14 protein-coding genes are annotated in these 15,820 nt (G+C 71.8%); 5 read left to right on the top strand and 9 right to left on the bottom strand.

Annotation, left to right across the window (positions count from 1 at the left end; translation table 11 throughout):
- Positions 1-693: 693 nt before the first annotated feature.
- Together PV789_RS27775 and PV789_RS27770 are read left to right on the top strand one after the other, a co-directional pair.
- Entirely contained in the window at positions 694-1,371 is a 678-nt protein-coding gene (locus PV789_RS27775; RefSeq protein WP_274975268.1) for a response regulator transcription factor, read from the top strand.
- Positions 1,372-1,375: 4 nt separating this feature from the next.
- Positions 1,376-2,761: a sensor histidine kinase gene (locus tag PV789_RS27770; protein WP_274975267.1), complete on the top strand. Its 1,386-nt coding sequence runs from the start codon at positions 1,376-1,378 to the stop codon at positions 2,759-2,761.
- Between the two features lie 19 nt (positions 2,762-2,780).
- Here PV789_RS27770 and PV789_RS27765 read toward each other — a convergent pair whose 3' ends face one another.
- Positions 2,781-3,725, bottom strand: a complete 945-nt coding sequence (locus PV789_RS27765) for a TAXI family TRAP transporter solute-binding subunit (RefSeq protein WP_274975266.1) — start codon at positions 3,723-3,725, stop codon at positions 2,781-2,783.
- 246 nt (positions 3,726-3,971) lie between these two features.
- Here PV789_RS27765 and PV789_RS27760 point away from each other — a divergent pair, with 246 nt between their 5' ends.
- Positions 3,972-5,522 (top strand): SLC13 family permease, encoded by a 1,551-nt coding sequence (locus PV789_RS27760; protein WP_274975265.1) that lies wholly within the window; start codon positions 3,972-3,974, stop codon positions 5,520-5,522.
- Positions 5,523-5,682: 160 nt separating this feature from the next.
- Here the strand turns inward: PV789_RS27760 and nhaA are convergent, their stop codons facing one another.
- The 3 genes from nhaA to PV789_RS27745 all read right to left on the bottom strand — a co-directional run bounded on the left by nhaA (position 5,683) and on the right by PV789_RS27745 (position 10,329).
- Positions 5,683-6,951 carry a Na+/H+ antiporter NhaA gene (gene nhaA, locus PV789_RS27755; RefSeq protein ID WP_274975264.1) on the bottom strand — a complete coding sequence of 423 codons (1,269 nt, stop codon included), beginning with the start codon at positions 6,949-6,951 and terminating at the stop codon, positions 5,683-5,685.
- Positions 6,952-7,171: 220 nt separating this feature from the next.
- Complete coding sequence (locus tag PV789_RS27750) at positions 7,172-8,488, bottom strand: MFS transporter (RefSeq protein ID WP_274975263.1); 1,317 nt, start codon at positions 8,486-8,488, stop codon at positions 7,172-7,174.
- A gap of 344 nt (positions 8,489-8,832) precedes the next feature.
- On the bottom strand, positions 8,833-10,329 hold the full coding sequence (locus PV789_RS27745) for a PucR family transcriptional regulator (protein WP_274975262.1): 1,497 nt from the start codon (positions 10,327-10,329) through the stop codon (positions 8,833-8,835).
- 113 nt (positions 10,330-10,442) lie between these two features.
- Here PV789_RS27745 and PV789_RS27740 point away from each other — a divergent pair, with 113 nt between their 5' ends.
- Positions 10,443-10,709, top strand: coding sequence for a type II toxin-antitoxin system Phd/YefM family antitoxin (locus PV789_RS27740; RefSeq protein ID WP_274975261.1), 267 nt, complete (start codon positions 10,443-10,445; stop codon positions 10,707-10,709).
- Positions 10,706-10,963 (top strand): type II toxin-antitoxin system RelE family toxin, encoded by a 258-nt coding sequence (locus PV789_RS27735; protein ID WP_274975260.1) that lies wholly within the window; start codon positions 10,706-10,708, stop codon positions 10,961-10,963. The genes PV789_RS27740 and PV789_RS27735 overlap by 4 nt, the downstream gene beginning before the upstream one ends.
- Before the next feature lie 65 nt (positions 10,964-11,028).
- On the opposite strand, the gene PV789_RS27730 is transcribed toward PV789_RS27735, so the two are convergent.
- The 5 genes from PV789_RS27730 to PV789_RS27710 form a co-directional block, all read right to left on the bottom strand.
- Positions 11,029-11,364: a DUF2795 domain-containing protein gene (locus PV789_RS27730; RefSeq protein ID WP_248772574.1), complete on the bottom strand. Its 336-nt coding sequence runs from the start codon at positions 11,362-11,364 to the stop codon at positions 11,029-11,031.
- Positions 11,365-11,634: 270 nt separating this feature from the next.
- The gene (locus PV789_RS27725) at positions 11,635-12,729 is read right to left on the bottom strand and encodes an LLM class flavin-dependent oxidoreductase (protein ID WP_274975259.1); all 1,095 of its coding nucleotides are present in this window, start codon (positions 12,727-12,729) and stop codon (positions 11,635-11,637) included.
- Between the two features lie 142 nt (positions 12,730-12,871).
- Positions 12,872-13,981, bottom strand: a complete 1,110-nt coding sequence (locus PV789_RS27720; RefSeq protein WP_274975258.1) for an ABC transporter substrate-binding protein — start codon at positions 13,979-13,981, stop codon at positions 12,872-12,874.
- 9 nt (positions 13,982-13,990) lie between these two features.
- The gene (locus PV789_RS27715) at positions 13,991-14,836 is read right to left on the bottom strand and encodes an ABC transporter permease (RefSeq protein WP_274975257.1); all 846 of its coding nucleotides are present in this window, start codon (positions 14,834-14,836) and stop codon (positions 13,991-13,993) included.
- A 14-nt stretch (positions 14,837-14,850) separates the two neighbouring features.
- Positions 14,851-15,654 carry an ABC transporter ATP-binding protein gene (locus PV789_RS27710; RefSeq protein WP_274975256.1) on the bottom strand — a complete coding sequence of 268 codons (804 nt, stop codon included), beginning with the start codon at positions 15,652-15,654 and terminating at the stop codon, positions 14,851-14,853.
- Between the last annotated feature and the right edge of the window lie 166 nt (positions 15,655-15,820).

Genomic DNA, 15,820 nt, shown 5'->3' with positions numbered 1-15,820 from the left:
CCGGCTCCGGTTCAGTTATGTATTCGGTTGGTGACAGGGGCCGACTTGTACATGCCCACTGGAGTGGTGTTCATGTTGTCCGGGCCAGGCCGTTCTCCGGATAGTCCGGAAAAAGACGCGGATGATATGCCGGGAAGCGGTTCCGCTTCGGTTTCGCGGGTGCCGTGCCCGCGCGGCGCCCGCCGGGGCGCTGCCGCTGTGGGCCCCTCTCATGCCGGTGCGCGCAAAAGCCCGTGCCCGTGGGCTTTGCGGGCTCCGCTCCGTTCGGAGGGCCGGAGCGGCCGCCTCCCGGGAAGGGGCCGGGGACAGCGGTCGGAGAGTGGCCGCGGGGCGAAGAGGCGATTACCGTGCTCCCCGGTACACGGAAAAGCACGTGCGGGAAAAGAGTGGGTTTCGGCGGTCCGCGGCTCTGATCCCTTTTCGTTTCCATTGCGTCTCGGGGTCAGGATGTTGCGCCCGGGGCGGCCCGCTTCGAGGTCGTCCCGTGCGCTTCGGGGGAAGCGGGTGCCTCGGTGCGGACGCAATTCCGCCCCCCGTGTTATGGCCGCGGAAATGGCGCCGGGACCCGCCCGCGTGGAACCCCGTGCCGCGCCGCCGGCGGGCGGCGGACCCGCCCCGCGGGACCGGGAGCGGCGTCCGCGGGGCGGGGAGCGCCCCGGCGGTGTGCCGTCACCGGCGCGAACACTGCCTAACATGCTGGACATGCGCATTCTCGTGGTCGAGGACGACGACCGGGTCGCCCGCGGACTGGTGACCGCCCTGCGGGCGGCGTCCTTCGACGTCCAGAGGGTCGCCACCGCCGAACGGGCCCTGACCGCCCCGCCCGCCGACGTCGTCCTCCTCGACCTCGGCCTTCCCGACGCCGACGGCATCGACCTGCTCCGAAAGCTCCGCGACCGTCCGCAGACCGCCATCATCGCCGTCACGGCCCGCAGCGAGGAGCGCGACCGCGTGCGCGGCCTGCGGGCCGGAGCCGACGACTACGTGGTCAAGCCCTTCGGCGTCGCCGAACTCCTCGCCCGCATCGACGCGGTCCTGCGCCGCACCCGCGCCGCGCGGGCGGAGGCGGCTGAGGAGGAGCCCGAGGTCAGGGTCGGCGAGCTCACCGTGGACCCGGGCTCCCGCGCGGCCAGCGTCGGCGGCGCCGAACTCCAGCTGACCCGCAAGGAGTTCGACCTGCTCGCCCTCCTGGTCTCCCGCTCCCCGTCGGTGGTCGCCCGGGACCAGATCCTCGACCAGGTGTGGGGCACGGCCTGGGAGACCTCCTCCCGGACCCTGGACACCCACATCGGCTCGCTGCGCGCCAAGCTCGGCCGGGCCGTGCGGATCCGCACCGTGCGCGGTGTCGGCTACCTCCTCGACCGGGCCTGAGCCCGTGCTCCGCAGACTGCTCACCATCCTGCTCCCCGCGGCGTTCGTCCTGGTCGCCTCGGCGGTCATCCCCCTGGGGACGGTCATCGCCCAGCAGCTGACCCAGCAGGTCTACGTCGACCGCCTCGGGGACGCGGGCCGCTTCGCCGCCCTGGCCCGCACCGCGCTGGAGGCCGACCGACCCGAGGCGCTCCTCCAGGAGATGGCCCGTTACGAGGCGCTCTACGGCATCCCGGTGGTCGTGGTCGCCCCCGACGGGGAGATCATCGCCGGGTCCGGCAGCACGGCGCACCAGCGCGACGTGCTCGCGGAACTGGGCGCGCCGGAGGCGCTCACCGTCGCCCTGGCCGGGGAGCGCCCGGCCCCTCCGACCACCGTCTGGCCCTGGGAGTCCGACCCCCTCGTGGTCGCCGAGCCCATCGGCCGCGACAGCGAGGTGACCGGGGCGGTCATCGTCGCCGCCCCCACCGACCGGCTCGGCGCCGACATCCTCGGCTCCTGGGGGTGGCTCGCCCTGCTCAGCCTGGTGCCCCTGACGCTCCTGGTGGCGGCCTCGCTGCCGCTGTCGCGCTGGGTGCTGCGCCCCATCGGCCGACTCGACGCCGCGACCACCGCCGTCGCCTCGGGTGACCTGGACGTGCGGGTGGACGCCGAGCAGGGGCCTCCGGAGCTGCGCCGCCTCACCGAGTCCTTCAACACGATGGTCGACGTGGTGCGCAGGGCCCTGGAGCGTCAGCGCTCCTTCGTCTCCGACGCCTCCCACCAGCTGCGCAACCCCCTGGCGAGCCTGCGCCTGGCGGTGGAGAACCTCGCGCCCTACCTCGGCTCCGAGGATGCCCGGGAGGCGCACGCGGTGGCCGTGGACGAGACCACGGTCATGCACCGGATGCTCAACTCCCTCCTGGCCGCGACGCGTCTGGAGAGCGTCACCGGCACCGAGGCCGTGGACGTCCCCGAACTGCTGGAGACCCGGGTGGAGCGCTGGCGCGCCCTGGGCCGGGCCCGGGGGATCACCGTGACCGTGCACGTCCCCGCCGGGCTGCGGGTCTGCGCCCCGGCCGGGGGGCTGGGCAGCATCCTCGACGAACTGGTGAGCAACGCCCTGCGCCTGTCCGGGGGTACCCGGGTGCAGGTGCGGGGCTCGGCGGGCGACCCCGCGCGGATCAGCGTGCTCGACGACGGGGAGGGGCTCCCGGAGGAGGAGCGCGGCGCGGCCCTGGACCGCTTCTGGCGCTCTCCCCGCCACCAGAACACAGAGGGGACCGGTATGGGGCTGGCGATCGTCTCCGACCTGGTCCGCGAGGCCGGAGGGGAACTGGCGCTGGGCGAGGGCCTGCCCGGCGAGCGGCCGGGCTTCGGCGTGACCATCACGCTGCCGTCCGCGGACTGAGCCCTCGGCGGGGCGGACCTCAGGAGGGCTTGTTGTCCCGGTACCAGCGCGCGGCCCCGGGGTGGAGGGGGACCACGCCGGTCGAGATGCCGGTGCGCACGTTGATCTGCGCCGCCTCGGGGCGGGATTCGGCGATCCGCGCGGCGCCGGTGTAGACGGTGTCGGCGACGGCGTAGGCCAGGTCGTCCGGCAGGTCGGCCGCGCACAGCAGCAGGTTGGGGATGGACATGGTGGGGCAGGCGGGCACGCCCTCGTAGGTGGTCGCCGGGATGGTGGCCGGGAAGTACCTCTCGGGGTGGGCCTCGGCCATGGCGGACGCGACGTCCCCGAGGTCGACCAGGCGCGTCACGTGCTCGCGGGCCAGGTCGGCGACCGCGGGCGTGGGCAGCCCGGTCAGGGAGAACATCGCGTCGATCTCCCCCCGGGACAGGGCGTCGGCGGAGGCCGCCTGGTCCAGGCGCACCGCCTCCATGTCCAGTCCGGTCTCCTCGACGGCCTGCGCCACGGTGAACTCGGTGCCGGAGTTGACCGCGCCCACCGAGACGCGGCGGCCCTCCAGGTCGGACAGGGAGCGCACGGGGGAGGCGTCCAGGACCATGAGGTGCAGGAAGCTGTCGTAGAGGCGCCCGATCGCGCGGAAGGGACCGGCGTCGGCCACCTCGTCGGCCAGGACCGCGTCGAGGCTGGTCAGACCCAGGTGGGCCTCACCCGAGTCGATGAGCAGCAGGTTGTCGTGCGAGGCGCCGGTCTCGACGGTCTCCACCCGGATGTCGGGGAGCCGGGCGTCCAGCAGACCCGCGATCTCCGAGCCGATCTCCCGGTAGACGGCCCCGGCCGGGCCCGTGGCCACGACGAGCGGCGCCGGGGCGGGGGAGGGTTCGCGCCACGCGCAGCCGCCCAGCGCGACCGCGGCGAACACGCCGGCGGTCCCCCTCAGGGCGGCGCGCCGGTTCGGTCGATGCATACCCGCAGCTTAGGCGAGGGAAGACGGCGGTTCAGGCCCCCGGTTCACACCTTGCCCATGATCACCGTGTGTACCACGATGTCGACCCACGGTTCCGCAATGTCAGAGGAATCTCAAATCTTCGTTGAGACCTTGAACACGCGAGAAAGAGACCCACACCATCGCTGTATCAATTCGGGGTAATCGGGGAGAAACCCGACGGTAAGCCCAGTGTCACTTCCCGGTGACCCACAACAGGAGGATTCCATGGCGTCCGAGAAGGGTGTCGACGCGCCCGACACCGCATCCCCCACGCAGGACGGCAGAGCCGCCAGGGGCAGCTCGCCCTCGCGCGTGATCGGCCTGATCGCGGGCCCGCTCGTCGGTCTCCTGGTCTACTTCCTCATGCCGGACATGCCGATGCCCCTCGCGGACGGCGAGGACGGCGAGACGGTCCTGTCGGCCAACGGCCGCGCGGTGGCCGCGATCACCGCCTTCATCGCCATCTGGTGGGCCACCGAGGCGATCCCGATCCCGGTCGCCTCGCTGCTGCCGCTGGTGCTCTTCCCCCTCCTGCTGGAGGGCACCCCCATCGGGGACGTCGCCTCCTCCTACGGTTCGGACACCATCTTCCTGTTCATGGGCGGCTTCATGCTCGCCCTGGCGATGCAGAAGTGGAACCTGCACAAGCGGATCGCCCTGGTCATCGTCTCCAAGGTCGGCTCCAACACCGCGGGGCTGATCGGCGGCTTCATGATCGCCACCGGGTTCATCACGATGTGGGTGTCCAACACCGCCACCGCCGTGATGATGCTGCCGGTGGGCCTGTCGGTGGTCGCGCTGATCACCCAGTTCCGGGACGGCAGGACCGACGCGAACTTCGCCACCGCGCTCATGCTCGGTATCGCCTACTCGTCCTCCATCGGCTCGGTGGCCACCATCATCGGCACGCCGCCCAACGTCTTGATGGTCGGCTACCTCGCCGACGCCCACGACATCCACATCGGCTTCGGCGAGTGGATGATGGTCGGACTGCCGCTGGCCGCCGTCTTCCTGCTCATCGCCTGGTTCGTGCTGATCAAGATCTTCCCGCCGCAGGTCAAGAAGGTGGAGGGCGCCCAGGGCCTCATCCGCTCCGAGCTCAACGAGATGGGCCCGATGGCGCGCGGCGAGAAGCTCGTGCTCGCGGTCTTCGCCTTCGCGGCGCTCTCCTGGATCTTCGTCCCGGTCCTGGCCGACAACTTCCTGCCGTGGCTGTCCAGCGTCAGCGACGCCGGGATCGCGATGACCGTGGCGGTCCTGCTGTTCCTGATCCCGGTCGGGCGCGGCACCCGCCTGCTGGACTGGGAGACCGCCGTGCAACTGCCGTGGGGCGTCCTGCTCCTGTTCGGCGGCGGCCTGGCCATCTCGGGGCAGTTCACCGCCTCCGGCCTGAGCACCTGGATCGGCGGCCAGGTCGCCGTCCTGGAGGGTGTGCCCACCTGGGTGCTGATCGCGGTCGCGGCCGGGCTGGTCCTCTTCCTGACGGAGCTCACCAGCAACACCGCCACCGCGGCCACCTTCCTGCCCATCCTCGGCGGCGTCGCGGTGGGCATGCAGATCGACATCCTGTCCCTGGTGATCCCGGTGGCCCTGGCCGCGACGATGGCTTTCATGCTCCCGGTGGCCACACCGCCGAACGCGATCGTCTTCGGCTCCGGCCACGTGCGGATCGGCCAGATGATGCGCGGCGGCGTGTGGCTCAACCTCATCGCGCTGTTCCTGATCCTGGCCGCGATGTACACCGTGGTGACCTGGTTCCTGGGAGTCAGCGTGTAGGAGTACCACGCGTCGCGGGCGGCCCCCTGCGGTTCCGGGGGCCGCCCGCTTCTACGTTGCCCGGCGGCCCGGGAGGAGGGCCCGCCGCGGAGCCCGCACCCGTGCCGCACGGCGGCGGCCCGCCTCCCCGCTCGGGGGAGGCGGGCCGCCGCCGTCGTCTCTACTCGGAGTCCGCGCCCGCGGTGCTCTGGCGTTCCAGCTTCCGGTAGTGCCTCGACCTCGCGCCCAGGATCACCGCGGCCAGCAGGGTCGCGATCAGGGACGCCACCAGCACGCCCGTCTTGGCGTGGGCCAGGTGCTCCGGGTCGTCGGCGAACGTCAGCTCGCTGATCAGCAGTGACACGGTGAAACCGATACCGGCCAGCTGCGACATGCCGACGATGTCGATCCACTTCAGGCTGGGGTTGAGCTCGGCCCTGGTCACCTTGGTGGTCACCCACGCGCCGCCCGCGATGCCGATCACCTTGCCGACGATGAGCCCGGCCATGATGCCCAGCGCCGCCGTGTCGGTGAGGACCTCGCCGAACCCGTCGAAGACCACGCCAGCGGAGAAGAAGGCGAAGATCGGCAGGGCCAGCCCCGCGGACCAGGGGCGCAGCAGCTGCTCCACGCCGTGGCTCGGGTCGTGGTGCTCGCCGGGAAGCTTGTTGGTGCGCATCAGCAGGCCCATGGCCACACCCGCGATGGTCGCGTGCACGCCGCTCTCGTGGACCAGGACCCAGATGACCAGGGCCAGGGGCACGTAGACCAGCCAGTTGGGCACCACCGACGCGTTGAGTTTGGCGGCCAGGCCCCTGCCGCGCTGGAGGTACCAGAAGACCACCAGGCCCGCGGCGGCGGCCAGCAGGGCCACGAAGTTGATGCCGGACGTGTAGAAGACCGCGATGACGATGATCGCGCCGAGGTCGTCCACGATCGCGAGCGTCAGCAGGAAGGTCCGCAGCGCGGGCGGCAGGCCGCGGCCGATCACCGCGAGGATCGCCAGGGCGAACGCGATGTCGGTCGCCATCGGGATGCCCCACCCGTGGAGGGTCTCGGGCGAGGTGAAGTTGATCGCGGCGTAGATGGCGGCGGGCACGATCATGCCGCAGACCGCCGCGACGATCGGCAGCATGGCCCGCCGGGGGTCGCGCAGCTCCCCGTGGACGAACTCCTGCTTGAGCTCGTTGCCGACGACGAAGAAGAAGACCGCGAGGAGGCCGTCGGCGGCCCAGGTCTCCAGGGACAGGTTCAGGTGCAGCGACTCGGGCCCGAAGGTGATCGCCCGCAGGTTCTCGTAGACCTCGCCGAAGGGCGAGTTGATCCAGACGAGAGCGAGGACCGCGGCTCCGATCAGCAGGAAACCGCCGACGCTGTCGCTGCGCAGGGTGTCGGCCAGCCGTGAGAGCGGGCCGTGGCGCTCGGAGCGCAGAATCGGGTCGATGCTCATGTGCAACTTTCCGGGCGTATGGCTGACAGGGACTCGCCGACCAGTCTTCCCGGCACACCTAGGCGCGGGGGCGCGCCTCGCCCATGCTCGCGGAAGATGGGATGAATGTCCAGCCCAGGGGCCATGTGTCCGTTCCGGGACGGAGGAGGCCGCTGAGGGGTGACCGGTGAGGGAGCGGACGACGCCGCCCCCTCGGGCCGTAAGCCCGGAGGGGCGCGCGTCAGCCCTTCTCGGCGGCGGCCAGGTGCCTCTCCTCGGCGTTGGAGGCCCGCCCGGCCAGTGCCACGGCGACGATGGACACCACCGCGGTGAGGACCAGGTAGACCGCGATCGGGACCCACGAGTCGTCGAACCGCGACAGCAGCCAGGTGGCGATCAGCGGGGCGGTGCCGCCCGCGGCCGCCGCGCCGATCTGGTAGCCCAGGGTGACGCCCGTGTAGCGCACCCGGGTGGAGAAGATCTCCGAGCACAGGGTGCCGATGGTGGCGGTGACCGGCGCCCACAGGACGCCCAGCCCGATCACCGTCGCCAGGACCAGCATCAGCGTGCTGCCGGTGCCCAGCATGAGGAAGTAGGGCGCGATGAACAGGGCCAGCAGCACCGCGCCGACCAGGTACACCCGCTGCCTGCCGAAGGTGTCCGACAGGCGTCCGGCGATCGGGATGCACACGGTGGCCACGATCGCCCCGACGGTCACCGCGTTGAGCGCTGAGGTGTTGTCGAAGGACAGCGTGCCCGTCGCGTAGCTCACCACGAAGGTGCCGAAGATGTAGAAGGGGGCGGTCTCCACGACCTTGGCGCCGACGGCGACCAGCACGGCCCGCCAGTGGAACCGGAAGGTCTCCACCACCGGCAGTTCGGCGACCTCGCCCTCCTCCTTGGCCTTCTTGAACGAGGGGGTCTCGTCGATCCCCGAGCGGATCCACAGTCCCAGCAGCACCAGCAGGACGCTGCCGACGAACGGCACGCGCCAGCCCCACGTCGCGAACTGGTCGTCGGGCAGCAGCGACATCAGGGACAGCACCAGGCTGGCCAGCAGCATGCCCGAGGTGATGCCCATCTGCGGCACGCTGCCGAAGAGGCCGCGCCGGTTCTCGGGCGCGTACTCGTAGGCGAGCAGCAGGGCGCCGCCCCACTCGCCGCCGATGCCCAGGCCCTGGATGATCCGCAGCACGACGAGCAGGATCGGCGCGAGGATCCCGACGCTGTCGTAGGTCGGCAGCAGGCCGATGAGCATGGTGGCGCCGCCCATGAGGGTCAGCGTGATGATCAGGGTCCTCTTGCGGCCGATCCGGTCACCGATGTGGGAGAAGACCACGCCGCCCAGCGGACGGATGAAGAACGTCAGCGAGAACGTCAGGTACGACAGCATCAGCGAGACGAACGGGTCGTCCGAGGGGAAGAACAGCTCGTCGAAGACGAGGGCGGCGGCGGTGCCGTAGAGGAAGAAGTCGAACCACTCGATCGTGCTTCCGGTCAGGCTGGCGATGAGGACCTTGGCCCTCGGCGGCCGGGCCTGTGGGGTGTCCACACTCATGTGCAGGGCTCCTGGTGGGGTGTCGGGGATCGCGCGGGCCGAGGGGCGTGGCCTGCGGACATTGCCGGGAGCCTAGACGCGGGTGGCGTGCGCCACCGTTGTGCGAACGGACGACATGGGCGGCGGCGCGGTGTCGCTTCGGACAATCCGGCCCCGCCGGGGCGCGTCGGCCGGGTGGCCGTGACCGGCCGGAGACCCGGCGGGAGCCGTACCGCGACCATGGGGGGAACGGCCGGTGTCCCGGGAGGGGGCCGGCGCGGCGCCGACGGGAGGCGCACGGAGACCGGGCCGGGGCGGAGCGCCGCCGCCGGGGGGACGCCGCGGCGGCGCACGCGGCCCGCGGCTCACGCCCGCAGCGTGAGCGTGGCCAGGAGCCTCTGGTCGGCGTCGTCCAGGTCGAGTCCGGTGAGCTCGCGGATCCGCCTGATCCGGTGCCGCAGCGTGTTGGGGTGCACGTGCAGCCGCTCCGCCGCCCCGGACACGTCGCCGAAGGCGTCCAGGTAGGCGGACAGGGAGCGGCGCTGCTCGTCGTCGAGGGCGTCGAGCCGGTCGTCGCGCAGCCCGGGACGGTCGGCCAGGGCGTCGAACAGCTCGCGCAGCACCACCGACGAACGGACCTCCTCGAACGCGGTCACCAGCCGCTCGGGACGGTCCGCGACCACCTCCAGGGCGCGGCTGGCGACCTTCTTCAGCGACGGCACCGCGCGCATCCCGGGCGCCACGCCCGCCACCGCCGCCTGGACGGGTGTGCCCAGGTTCTCGCGCAGCACCGACACCAGCTCCCGCGTCCACGCGGTGGGCGCCTGCCCGGAGGGCGCGGGGGCCAGCACGTACAGCAGGCCGCAGGCCGGGATGACCAGGGTCTCGCGGCGGTAGGCCGCCGCGTACACCGACGTGATCTCCGCGGCCTGGTCCAGCCGCCAGGGCGGGTCGACCCCACCCTCCCTCAGGGCGAGCGCGACCACCGCCACCGGCGTCGCGGGGTCGGCGCCCAGGTGGCGGGCGAGGGCGTCGGTGTCGAAGGCGCCGGTGAGCAGGCCCACGGCCAGCCCCTCGGTGTCGCGCCCGGTGCTGCGTGCCTCGCTGTGGGCGCGCATGACGTGCAGCGCGGCCAGGCGCGCGGCGCCGCGCAGCACCTGTGGACTGGTCTCCGCGAGGGGCCTGCCGCCCACCTGCACCCAGATGGTGCCGAGCGCGCGCTCGCCCGCCTGTATCCCCACCACCAGGCGGCGTGCGGCGCCCAGGTCGGGGCGTTCGGCGACCTCGACCACCTCGCCGTCCCGTATCCGCTCGTTGACGCCCCACTCGCGCAGGTGCGCCAGGAACGACTCCGGGCAGCCGCGCCCGAGGATGGTCTGCCTGCGCAGCTCGTCGGCGCCCTCACTGGAGGCGGAGTAGGCCAGGACCTGCCCTGCGGCGTCCTCGATGCTGACGATGCCGCCGGTCAGGGTCGCGACGGTCTGGGCCAGGGAGAACAGGTCGCCGTGGCCGGTTTCGGCGGCGGCCGCCTCCAGGACCGACCGGGCCAGGGCGGCGAACTCGTCGGTGCCCACGGCGGGGTCCACGGAGAGCACGGGCAGGCCCAGACCGCGCAGCCCGTCTGCGTCCCCGTCCACGGCCGCCACGGCGCTGGCGGCCAACTGCCCGGGGCGCGCGGCCAGGGCGGCGGCCTCCCCCGGCGGGACGACGACCAGCGCACCGGCGGGCACGGGCGCGCCGTTCCCGGCCACGACCACCGAGCGGACCACGCCCCCGAGCCCCCGGGGCGCGGCGGCGAGTCCGTGGACGGCCTTGTCCAGTGCCTTCAGCAGGGCCTTGACGGTCAGGCCGGTCTCGCTCACGGTCGCACTCCGGGGGTCTTCTCGCACGGGTAGGACCATTGTGCGCCTTCCTCCGGAGTGCCGGACGCCGCGGACCCGGGCGTACGAACGGAGCCATGTGTACCATTGGTTCCATGAGTGAGATGCAGGTGGAGTCCATTCGCCAGGTCCGCGACCACATCGCCGACGTCGTCGACCGCGCGGACCGGGAGGACTCGCCCACGGTCATCACCAGACGGGGGAAAGAGGTCGCGGCGGTGGTCCCCATCGACCTGCTGCGGCGTTACCAGCGGTTCGAGGAGCAGGAGATCCTGCGCATGGTCCGCGAGCGCATGGACAACCCCGAGCCCGGCATACCCATGGAACAGGTGATGGCCGAGATCATGGAAGGGCCGGAGTGAGTTACCGTACGGTCTTTCGGCCGGAGGCCGGAGCGGAACTGCGCAAGCTTCCCCGCAACGTGGCGATGAACGTGTTCCGCAAGCTCACCGAACTGGAGACGGACCCCTTGGGGTTCGGTACCACGGCCCTGGTGGGTGATCCGGAGGTACGGCGCCTCCGGGTGGGCGACTACCGGATGATCTACACGGTGGAGGAGAGCCGCCTGGTCGTCTGGGTCGTTCATATCGGGCACCGGTCCGGCGTGTACGACTGAGGCTCCGCCCGCGCACGAAAAGGCCCCGGGGCCCGTCAGGGCGCCGGGACCACGGCTCAAGGCCTTCAGGACTTGCGGTTCTCGCCCAGCTCCTCCTCGATGGGGTTGACCGGGCGGCTGTCCTTCATCGACTCAGCCATGCCGGGCTTCGTGTGCTCCCTGCGCAGCTGCGCGCGGGCGGACTCGGTGTGCGAGTCCGTCTCGGAGCGGGGCAGGGGCACCGAGCGCAGCACCTCGTTGGGTTCGTTGTACTGGGCGGGCGGCATCGCCCGCAGGGCGCTGAGCAGCTCCTCGTCGGCGCCCGCGTCCAGGGCGTGCGTCACGATCCGGTCCTTGTCCGCGGGGAAGTCCACTTCCCCCAGGACGTCCTGTAGCCCCTCGATGCCGCGCTTGACGCTCATCGTCAGTCCCTCCGACTCGTGCGAGGGCCGGGCGTCTCCGCCCCGGTCACCGGGGGCGTGCCGCCCGACCTGCGAGGACACTGGAGGCGCCTACCCGGTCGGAGGGGGCCCAATCGTCTCGGGGCGGCGCGGCCGGGCCCCGCACGGCGTCCGGCGGGGCGCCGCGGCCCCAGGTCACCACGGTGCGAAACCCCGAGCGGGGGCGTCTCGCACCGCAGCGACCGCGCGTCGACCGCCGCGGGCGGCCGGGGGCGTCCGCGGCGGAGGGCCTCAGCCCTGCTCCGCGGCCGTTCCCCCGGCGGGGCGCAGCAGCGGCATGACCTTCTCACCGAACGCCGCGAGGTCGGCGTGGTAGTCCGGGAAGATCAGCATCAGGCCGTCGAGCTCGGCGTACTCGACGATCTCGCGGATGCGTCCGGCCACCGTCTCCGGGGACCCGGTCACGAACGGCGTCTGGAACGCCTCGTCCTCGGGCCGCTCGGAGGTCAGCGACAGGGCCTTGTCCAGGGGCAGGCCCCAGGACCGCTTCATGTTGACCAGCGCGTCGATGTCCGCGCCGCGCCCGTACTCCAGCCGCCGCTCCTCGGCCGCGGCGTCGGTGTCGTCCATGACGACGGTCAGCATCGAGTACGTCTTGATGCTGCGCCCCTCCTTCTGGGCGCGCTCCTTGACGTCGCGGCTGGCGTCGCGCAGGCCGGGCAGGTCCTCCGCGGTCAGGAACGAGCCGTCGCAGTTGCGCGCCTGGAAGTTCAGGCCGGTGTCGGAGCGGCCCGCGCTGATCAGGGTCGGCGCCGGGGTGGGGTGCGGCCGCGAGCGGCAGTCGTCGAGCTTGAAGAACTCGCCGTCGTGGGTGACCGAGTCCTCGGTCCACAGCCGCTTGAGGACGCTGGTCCACTCCTCGGTGTACCGGTAGCGGTCACCGTGGCCGATGTCCTCGCGCCACAGGCCCATCTGGGCGAACTCGTCCACGTAGGAGCCCACCACGATGTTCATCCCGGCGCGTCCGCCGCTGATGTCCTGGAGGGTGGTGTACATCTTGGCGGCGAGGGCCGGGTGGAACAGGTTCGTGTGGACGGTCGCCCACACCTTGACGTGCTCGGTGGCCTCCGCGAGCCCCGACATCATCGTGATCGACTCCAGGGTGCGCCCCCAGTGGTCGGTCGCGCCGTCGTAGCCGCGCCACTTGCCCATGGACATGACGAAGTCGAGTCCGTAGGCGTCGGCGAGGACCGCGGCCTTCTTGTTGTACTCGTACGTCGCCTCGGGGTGCGGTGCGGTCTCCGAGACGATCCACCCCCCGTTGCCGATGGGCAGGAAGATGCCGTACTCGGTTTCGGCGGCCTGCGGCCCGCCTTCTGCTGCCATCCTTGGCTCCTCATTCACTCTCGGGCGCCGCTCACTGCGGTCGCCCGTGCGCAGCACGGCCTGTGCGCCGCGCCCAGGCGCTCTGGGCGCTCGGTGCGCGGCGCCGGTCCGCGCTGTCCTGCTGTGTGGGCTGTGCCCGGTCCTACTCGGACGGCCAGGACACCTCGGTCGCCACGTGCACGGCCTCCAGGTAGCGGGGGTCGAACAGGGGCTCCACGTCGGGCAGCTCGTCCAGCTGGCCGTTGTCGATGAGGGTCTGGCCCTCGGCCTCGGTCAGGCTCAGGTCGATGTAGCCCGGGGTGGAGTCGTCGGGCGTGGAGGCGGTCACCAGCTCCTGCTCGGAGTTCCAGATCCGCAGGTTGTGCTCGGTGTCGTATCCGGCCTCGGCCAGCTCGGCGGCGTAGCCGACGCACTCCTCGCCGTTCCCCTGGCAGTAGTCGAAGGCCTTCGCGATCGCGCGCAGGTAGTCCTCGACGACCGTCGGGTTCTCCCCGGCCCACGTGGGGTTGGTGGCCATCACGCCGAACGAGCCCACGACCCCGTAGTTCTCGGGGAGCCACTCGTTGTACTCCTCGCCCATGTCGGACAGGAGGAAGGGCTCGTTGGAGCGGAAGGCGGTGAGGCCCTGCACTTGGTCGCGCGGCAGCACGCTGGGGTCGTAGCCGACCTCGACGATCTCGACGGAGTCCATGTCCACCCCGTCGGCGACGAGCATCGCCTCCAGCGGCGCGGGGAGCAGGCCCTTGTGGCCGATGGTCTGCCCCTCCAGGTCCTTGAGCTCCTCGATGCCGGTGCCGGTGAGCAGGCTGGCGATCGGGACGTGCCCGTAGGTGGAGACGCCGATGACCTCGTGGCCGGCGGCGTTGGCCTGCAGGACCTCGGCCTCGTTGCCCAGGGAGGTGAAGTGGGCGGTGCCGGCCGACACGAGCTGGGAGTTGCCGATGGTGTCACCGCTGCCGGGCTGGATCTCCACGTCCAGGCAGACGGCCTCGAAGTAGCCGAGGGCGTCCGCGGCGATGGCCTCCAGGATGCTCACCGAGGCCTGGTACTGGTAACCGGTGATGTAGGTGACCGTGCCGGCGTCGCGGTTGGTCTGGCAGCGCTCCTCGTCGATGACGGTGGCTACCTGCTGGTCCTCCTCGGCCGCATCCCCTCCGCTGCACGCGGCGGTGAGGAGGAGGACCGATGCCGCGGCGGCCGCCGCGAGGGAGCGTCGGCGCCGGGGGCTGGGGCGGTGGGGCGGATTGGTCATGGGGGTTCCTTATGAGGTGGTGCGCTGCTGGGACTCGTGCCAGAACAGCAGTCTGCGTTCGAGGACGGTGATGAGTGCGAGCATCAGCACGCCCATGACGGCCAGACAGGCGACGGCCGCGTAGACGTACTCCAACCGGGCGGTCGCGGCCGAGTTGCGGATCATCGTGCCGAGCCCGCTTGAGGACCCGGCGGCGACGAACTCCGCGACCACGGCGCCCACGATGGACAGGGGGAACACCACCCGCAGAGCGGCGAGGGTGTAGGGGAGGCTGCTGGGGATACGCAGCCGGAGCAGCACCTCCAGACGGGAGGCGTGCAGGGTGGAGAAGACGTGCAGGACGGGCCGGGAGACCGACCGCAGCCCCGTGGTCACGTTGATGAGGACCGGGAAGAACGTGATGATCGCGGTGACGATGACCTTGGGGGTCATGCCGAAGCCGAACGCCACCACCAGGGCGGGGGCGATCGCGATGACCGGGGTCACGTTCAGGACGACGGCGAGCGGCATGACCGCGCGCCGCAGCAACGGGATCTCCGACATCAGCAGGGCCAGGACGAACGCGGTGCCCGCGCCGAAGGCCACGCCGGTCAGGGCGATGCTGAGGGTGGCCCAGGCGTTGTTCAGGAACAGCAGCGGGTCCTCGACCAGGATCCCCCCGACCTCCGCCAGCGGAGGCAGGAGGTAGGGCTGGTCCTCGGCGGTCGCCGACCAGGCGAAGCCGACGATCACCACCGCCACGGCGGTGGGCAGCCACACGCTGAGCCTGAGGTTGAGGCGGCGCCGGCGCGCGGCACCGCGCTTCGGGGAGGCCTCGCCCTCGGGGCGGGGCCGGACGGGTGTGCTGGTGGCCATGGTCTCTCCTCCTCTCACAGCGGAACGAGGTCGTCGGGGGCGGCTCCGGCCTCCCAGGCGGACTGGAGGGACGCGCGGACCCGGTCCTCCAGGGCGTGCATGTGCGGTCCGGTCACCACGGCCCTGTCGCGGGGGCGGGGCAGGTCGACGGGCAGCACCTCGTGCACCCGGCCGGGCCGGGCCGACATCACGACGATGCGGTCGGAGAGCGTGACGGCCTCGCGCACCGAGTGGGTGACGAACACGACCGTCGTGGACATGCGCTCCCACAGGTTCAGGAGCTGGAGCTGGAGCGCCTCGCGGGTGAACTCGTCCAGGGCGGAGAACGGCTCGTCCATCAGGAGCAGGTCGGGCCGCAGACCGAAGGCGCGGGCGATCGCCACGCGCTGCTGCATGCCGCCGGACAGCTCGTGGGGGTACTTGCGGGCGGAGTCGTCCAGGCCGACCATGCGCAGCAGCTGGTCCGGGTCCTCGCTGCCCCTGCCCGCCCGGCGGTTGACCCGCGAGGGCAGGGAGATGTTGCGCCGCACGTTCAACCACGGCAGCAGGGCGGGGGTCTGCGGGACCAGGCCCACGGCCTTGGCCTCGCACATGCGCTTGGGCGTGGAGCCGAAGACGGTGACGTCGCCGCTGTCGTGGCCCTCCAGCCCGGCGATCACCCGCAGCAGGGTGGACTTGCCGCAGCCGCTGGGGCCGATGAGGCTGACGAACTCGCCGCGGGGGATGTCCAGGTCGATGCGGTCGAGTGCGGGCCGGCGCGGGTCACCGCCCTCGTAGGTCTTGCTGAGTCCGCGTACTTCGATACGGTCGTCGCTCACGCGGCGTCCCGCCCTCGGTACGCGTGTTCGGTGCGCCGGACCGCGGGCCCGTGGCCCGTCTCCGGCCGTGCTGGACGTGCCATACCTTCTCCTCGGATTGTGTGATCGGATGATTGCACAACGTGTCCTGGCGGTGAATGGGTGCTGGAGGGGTGAAAACGGGCGC

The organism is Nocardiopsis camelliae (assembly GCF_028993595.1).
GTDB classification, from domain to species: Bacteria; Actinomycetota; Actinomycetes; order Streptosporangiales; family Streptosporangiaceae; genus Nocardiopsis; species Nocardiopsis dassonvillei.
This window is presented reverse-complemented; position numbering and strand designations above follow the sequence as displayed.

Coding starts and splice junctions, on each gene's coding strand:
- PV789_RS27725 (WP_274975259.1), bottom strand. CDS start 12,729: ATGGCAGCAGAAGGCGGGCCGCAGGCCGCCGAAACCGAGTACGGCATC.
- PV789_RS27765 (WP_274975266.1), bottom strand. CDS start 3,725: ATGCATCGACCGAACCGGCGCGCCGCCCTGAGGGGGACCGCCGGCGTG.
- PV789_RS27760 (WP_274975265.1), top strand. CDS start 3,972: ATGGCGTCCGAGAAGGGTGTCGACGCGCCCGACACCGCATCCCCCACG.
- PV789_RS27740 (WP_274975261.1), top strand. CDS start 10,443: ATGAGTGAGATGCAGGTGGAGTCCATTCGCCAGGTCCGCGACCACATC.
- PV789_RS27715 (WP_274975257.1), bottom strand. CDS start 14,836: ATGGCCACCAGCACACCCGTCCGGCCCCGCCCCGAGGGCGAGGCCTCC.
- PV789_RS27750 (WP_274975263.1), bottom strand. CDS start 8,488: ATGAGTGTGGACACCCCACAGGCCCGGCCGCCGAGGGCCAAGGTCCTC.
- nhaA (WP_274975264.1), bottom strand. CDS start 6,951: ATGAGCATCGACCCGATTCTGCGCTCCGAGCGCCACGGCCCGCTCTCA.
- PV789_RS27775 (WP_274975268.1), top strand. CDS start 694: ATGCTGGACATGCGCATTCTCGTGGTCGAGGACGACGACCGGGTCGCC.
- PV789_RS27730 (WP_248772574.1), bottom strand. CDS start 11,364: ATGAGCGTCAAGCGCGGCATCGAGGGGCTACAGGACGTCCTGGGGGAA.
- PV789_RS27720 (WP_274975258.1), bottom strand. CDS start 13,981: ATGACCAATCCGCCCCACCGCCCCAGCCCCCGGCGCCGACGCTCCCTC.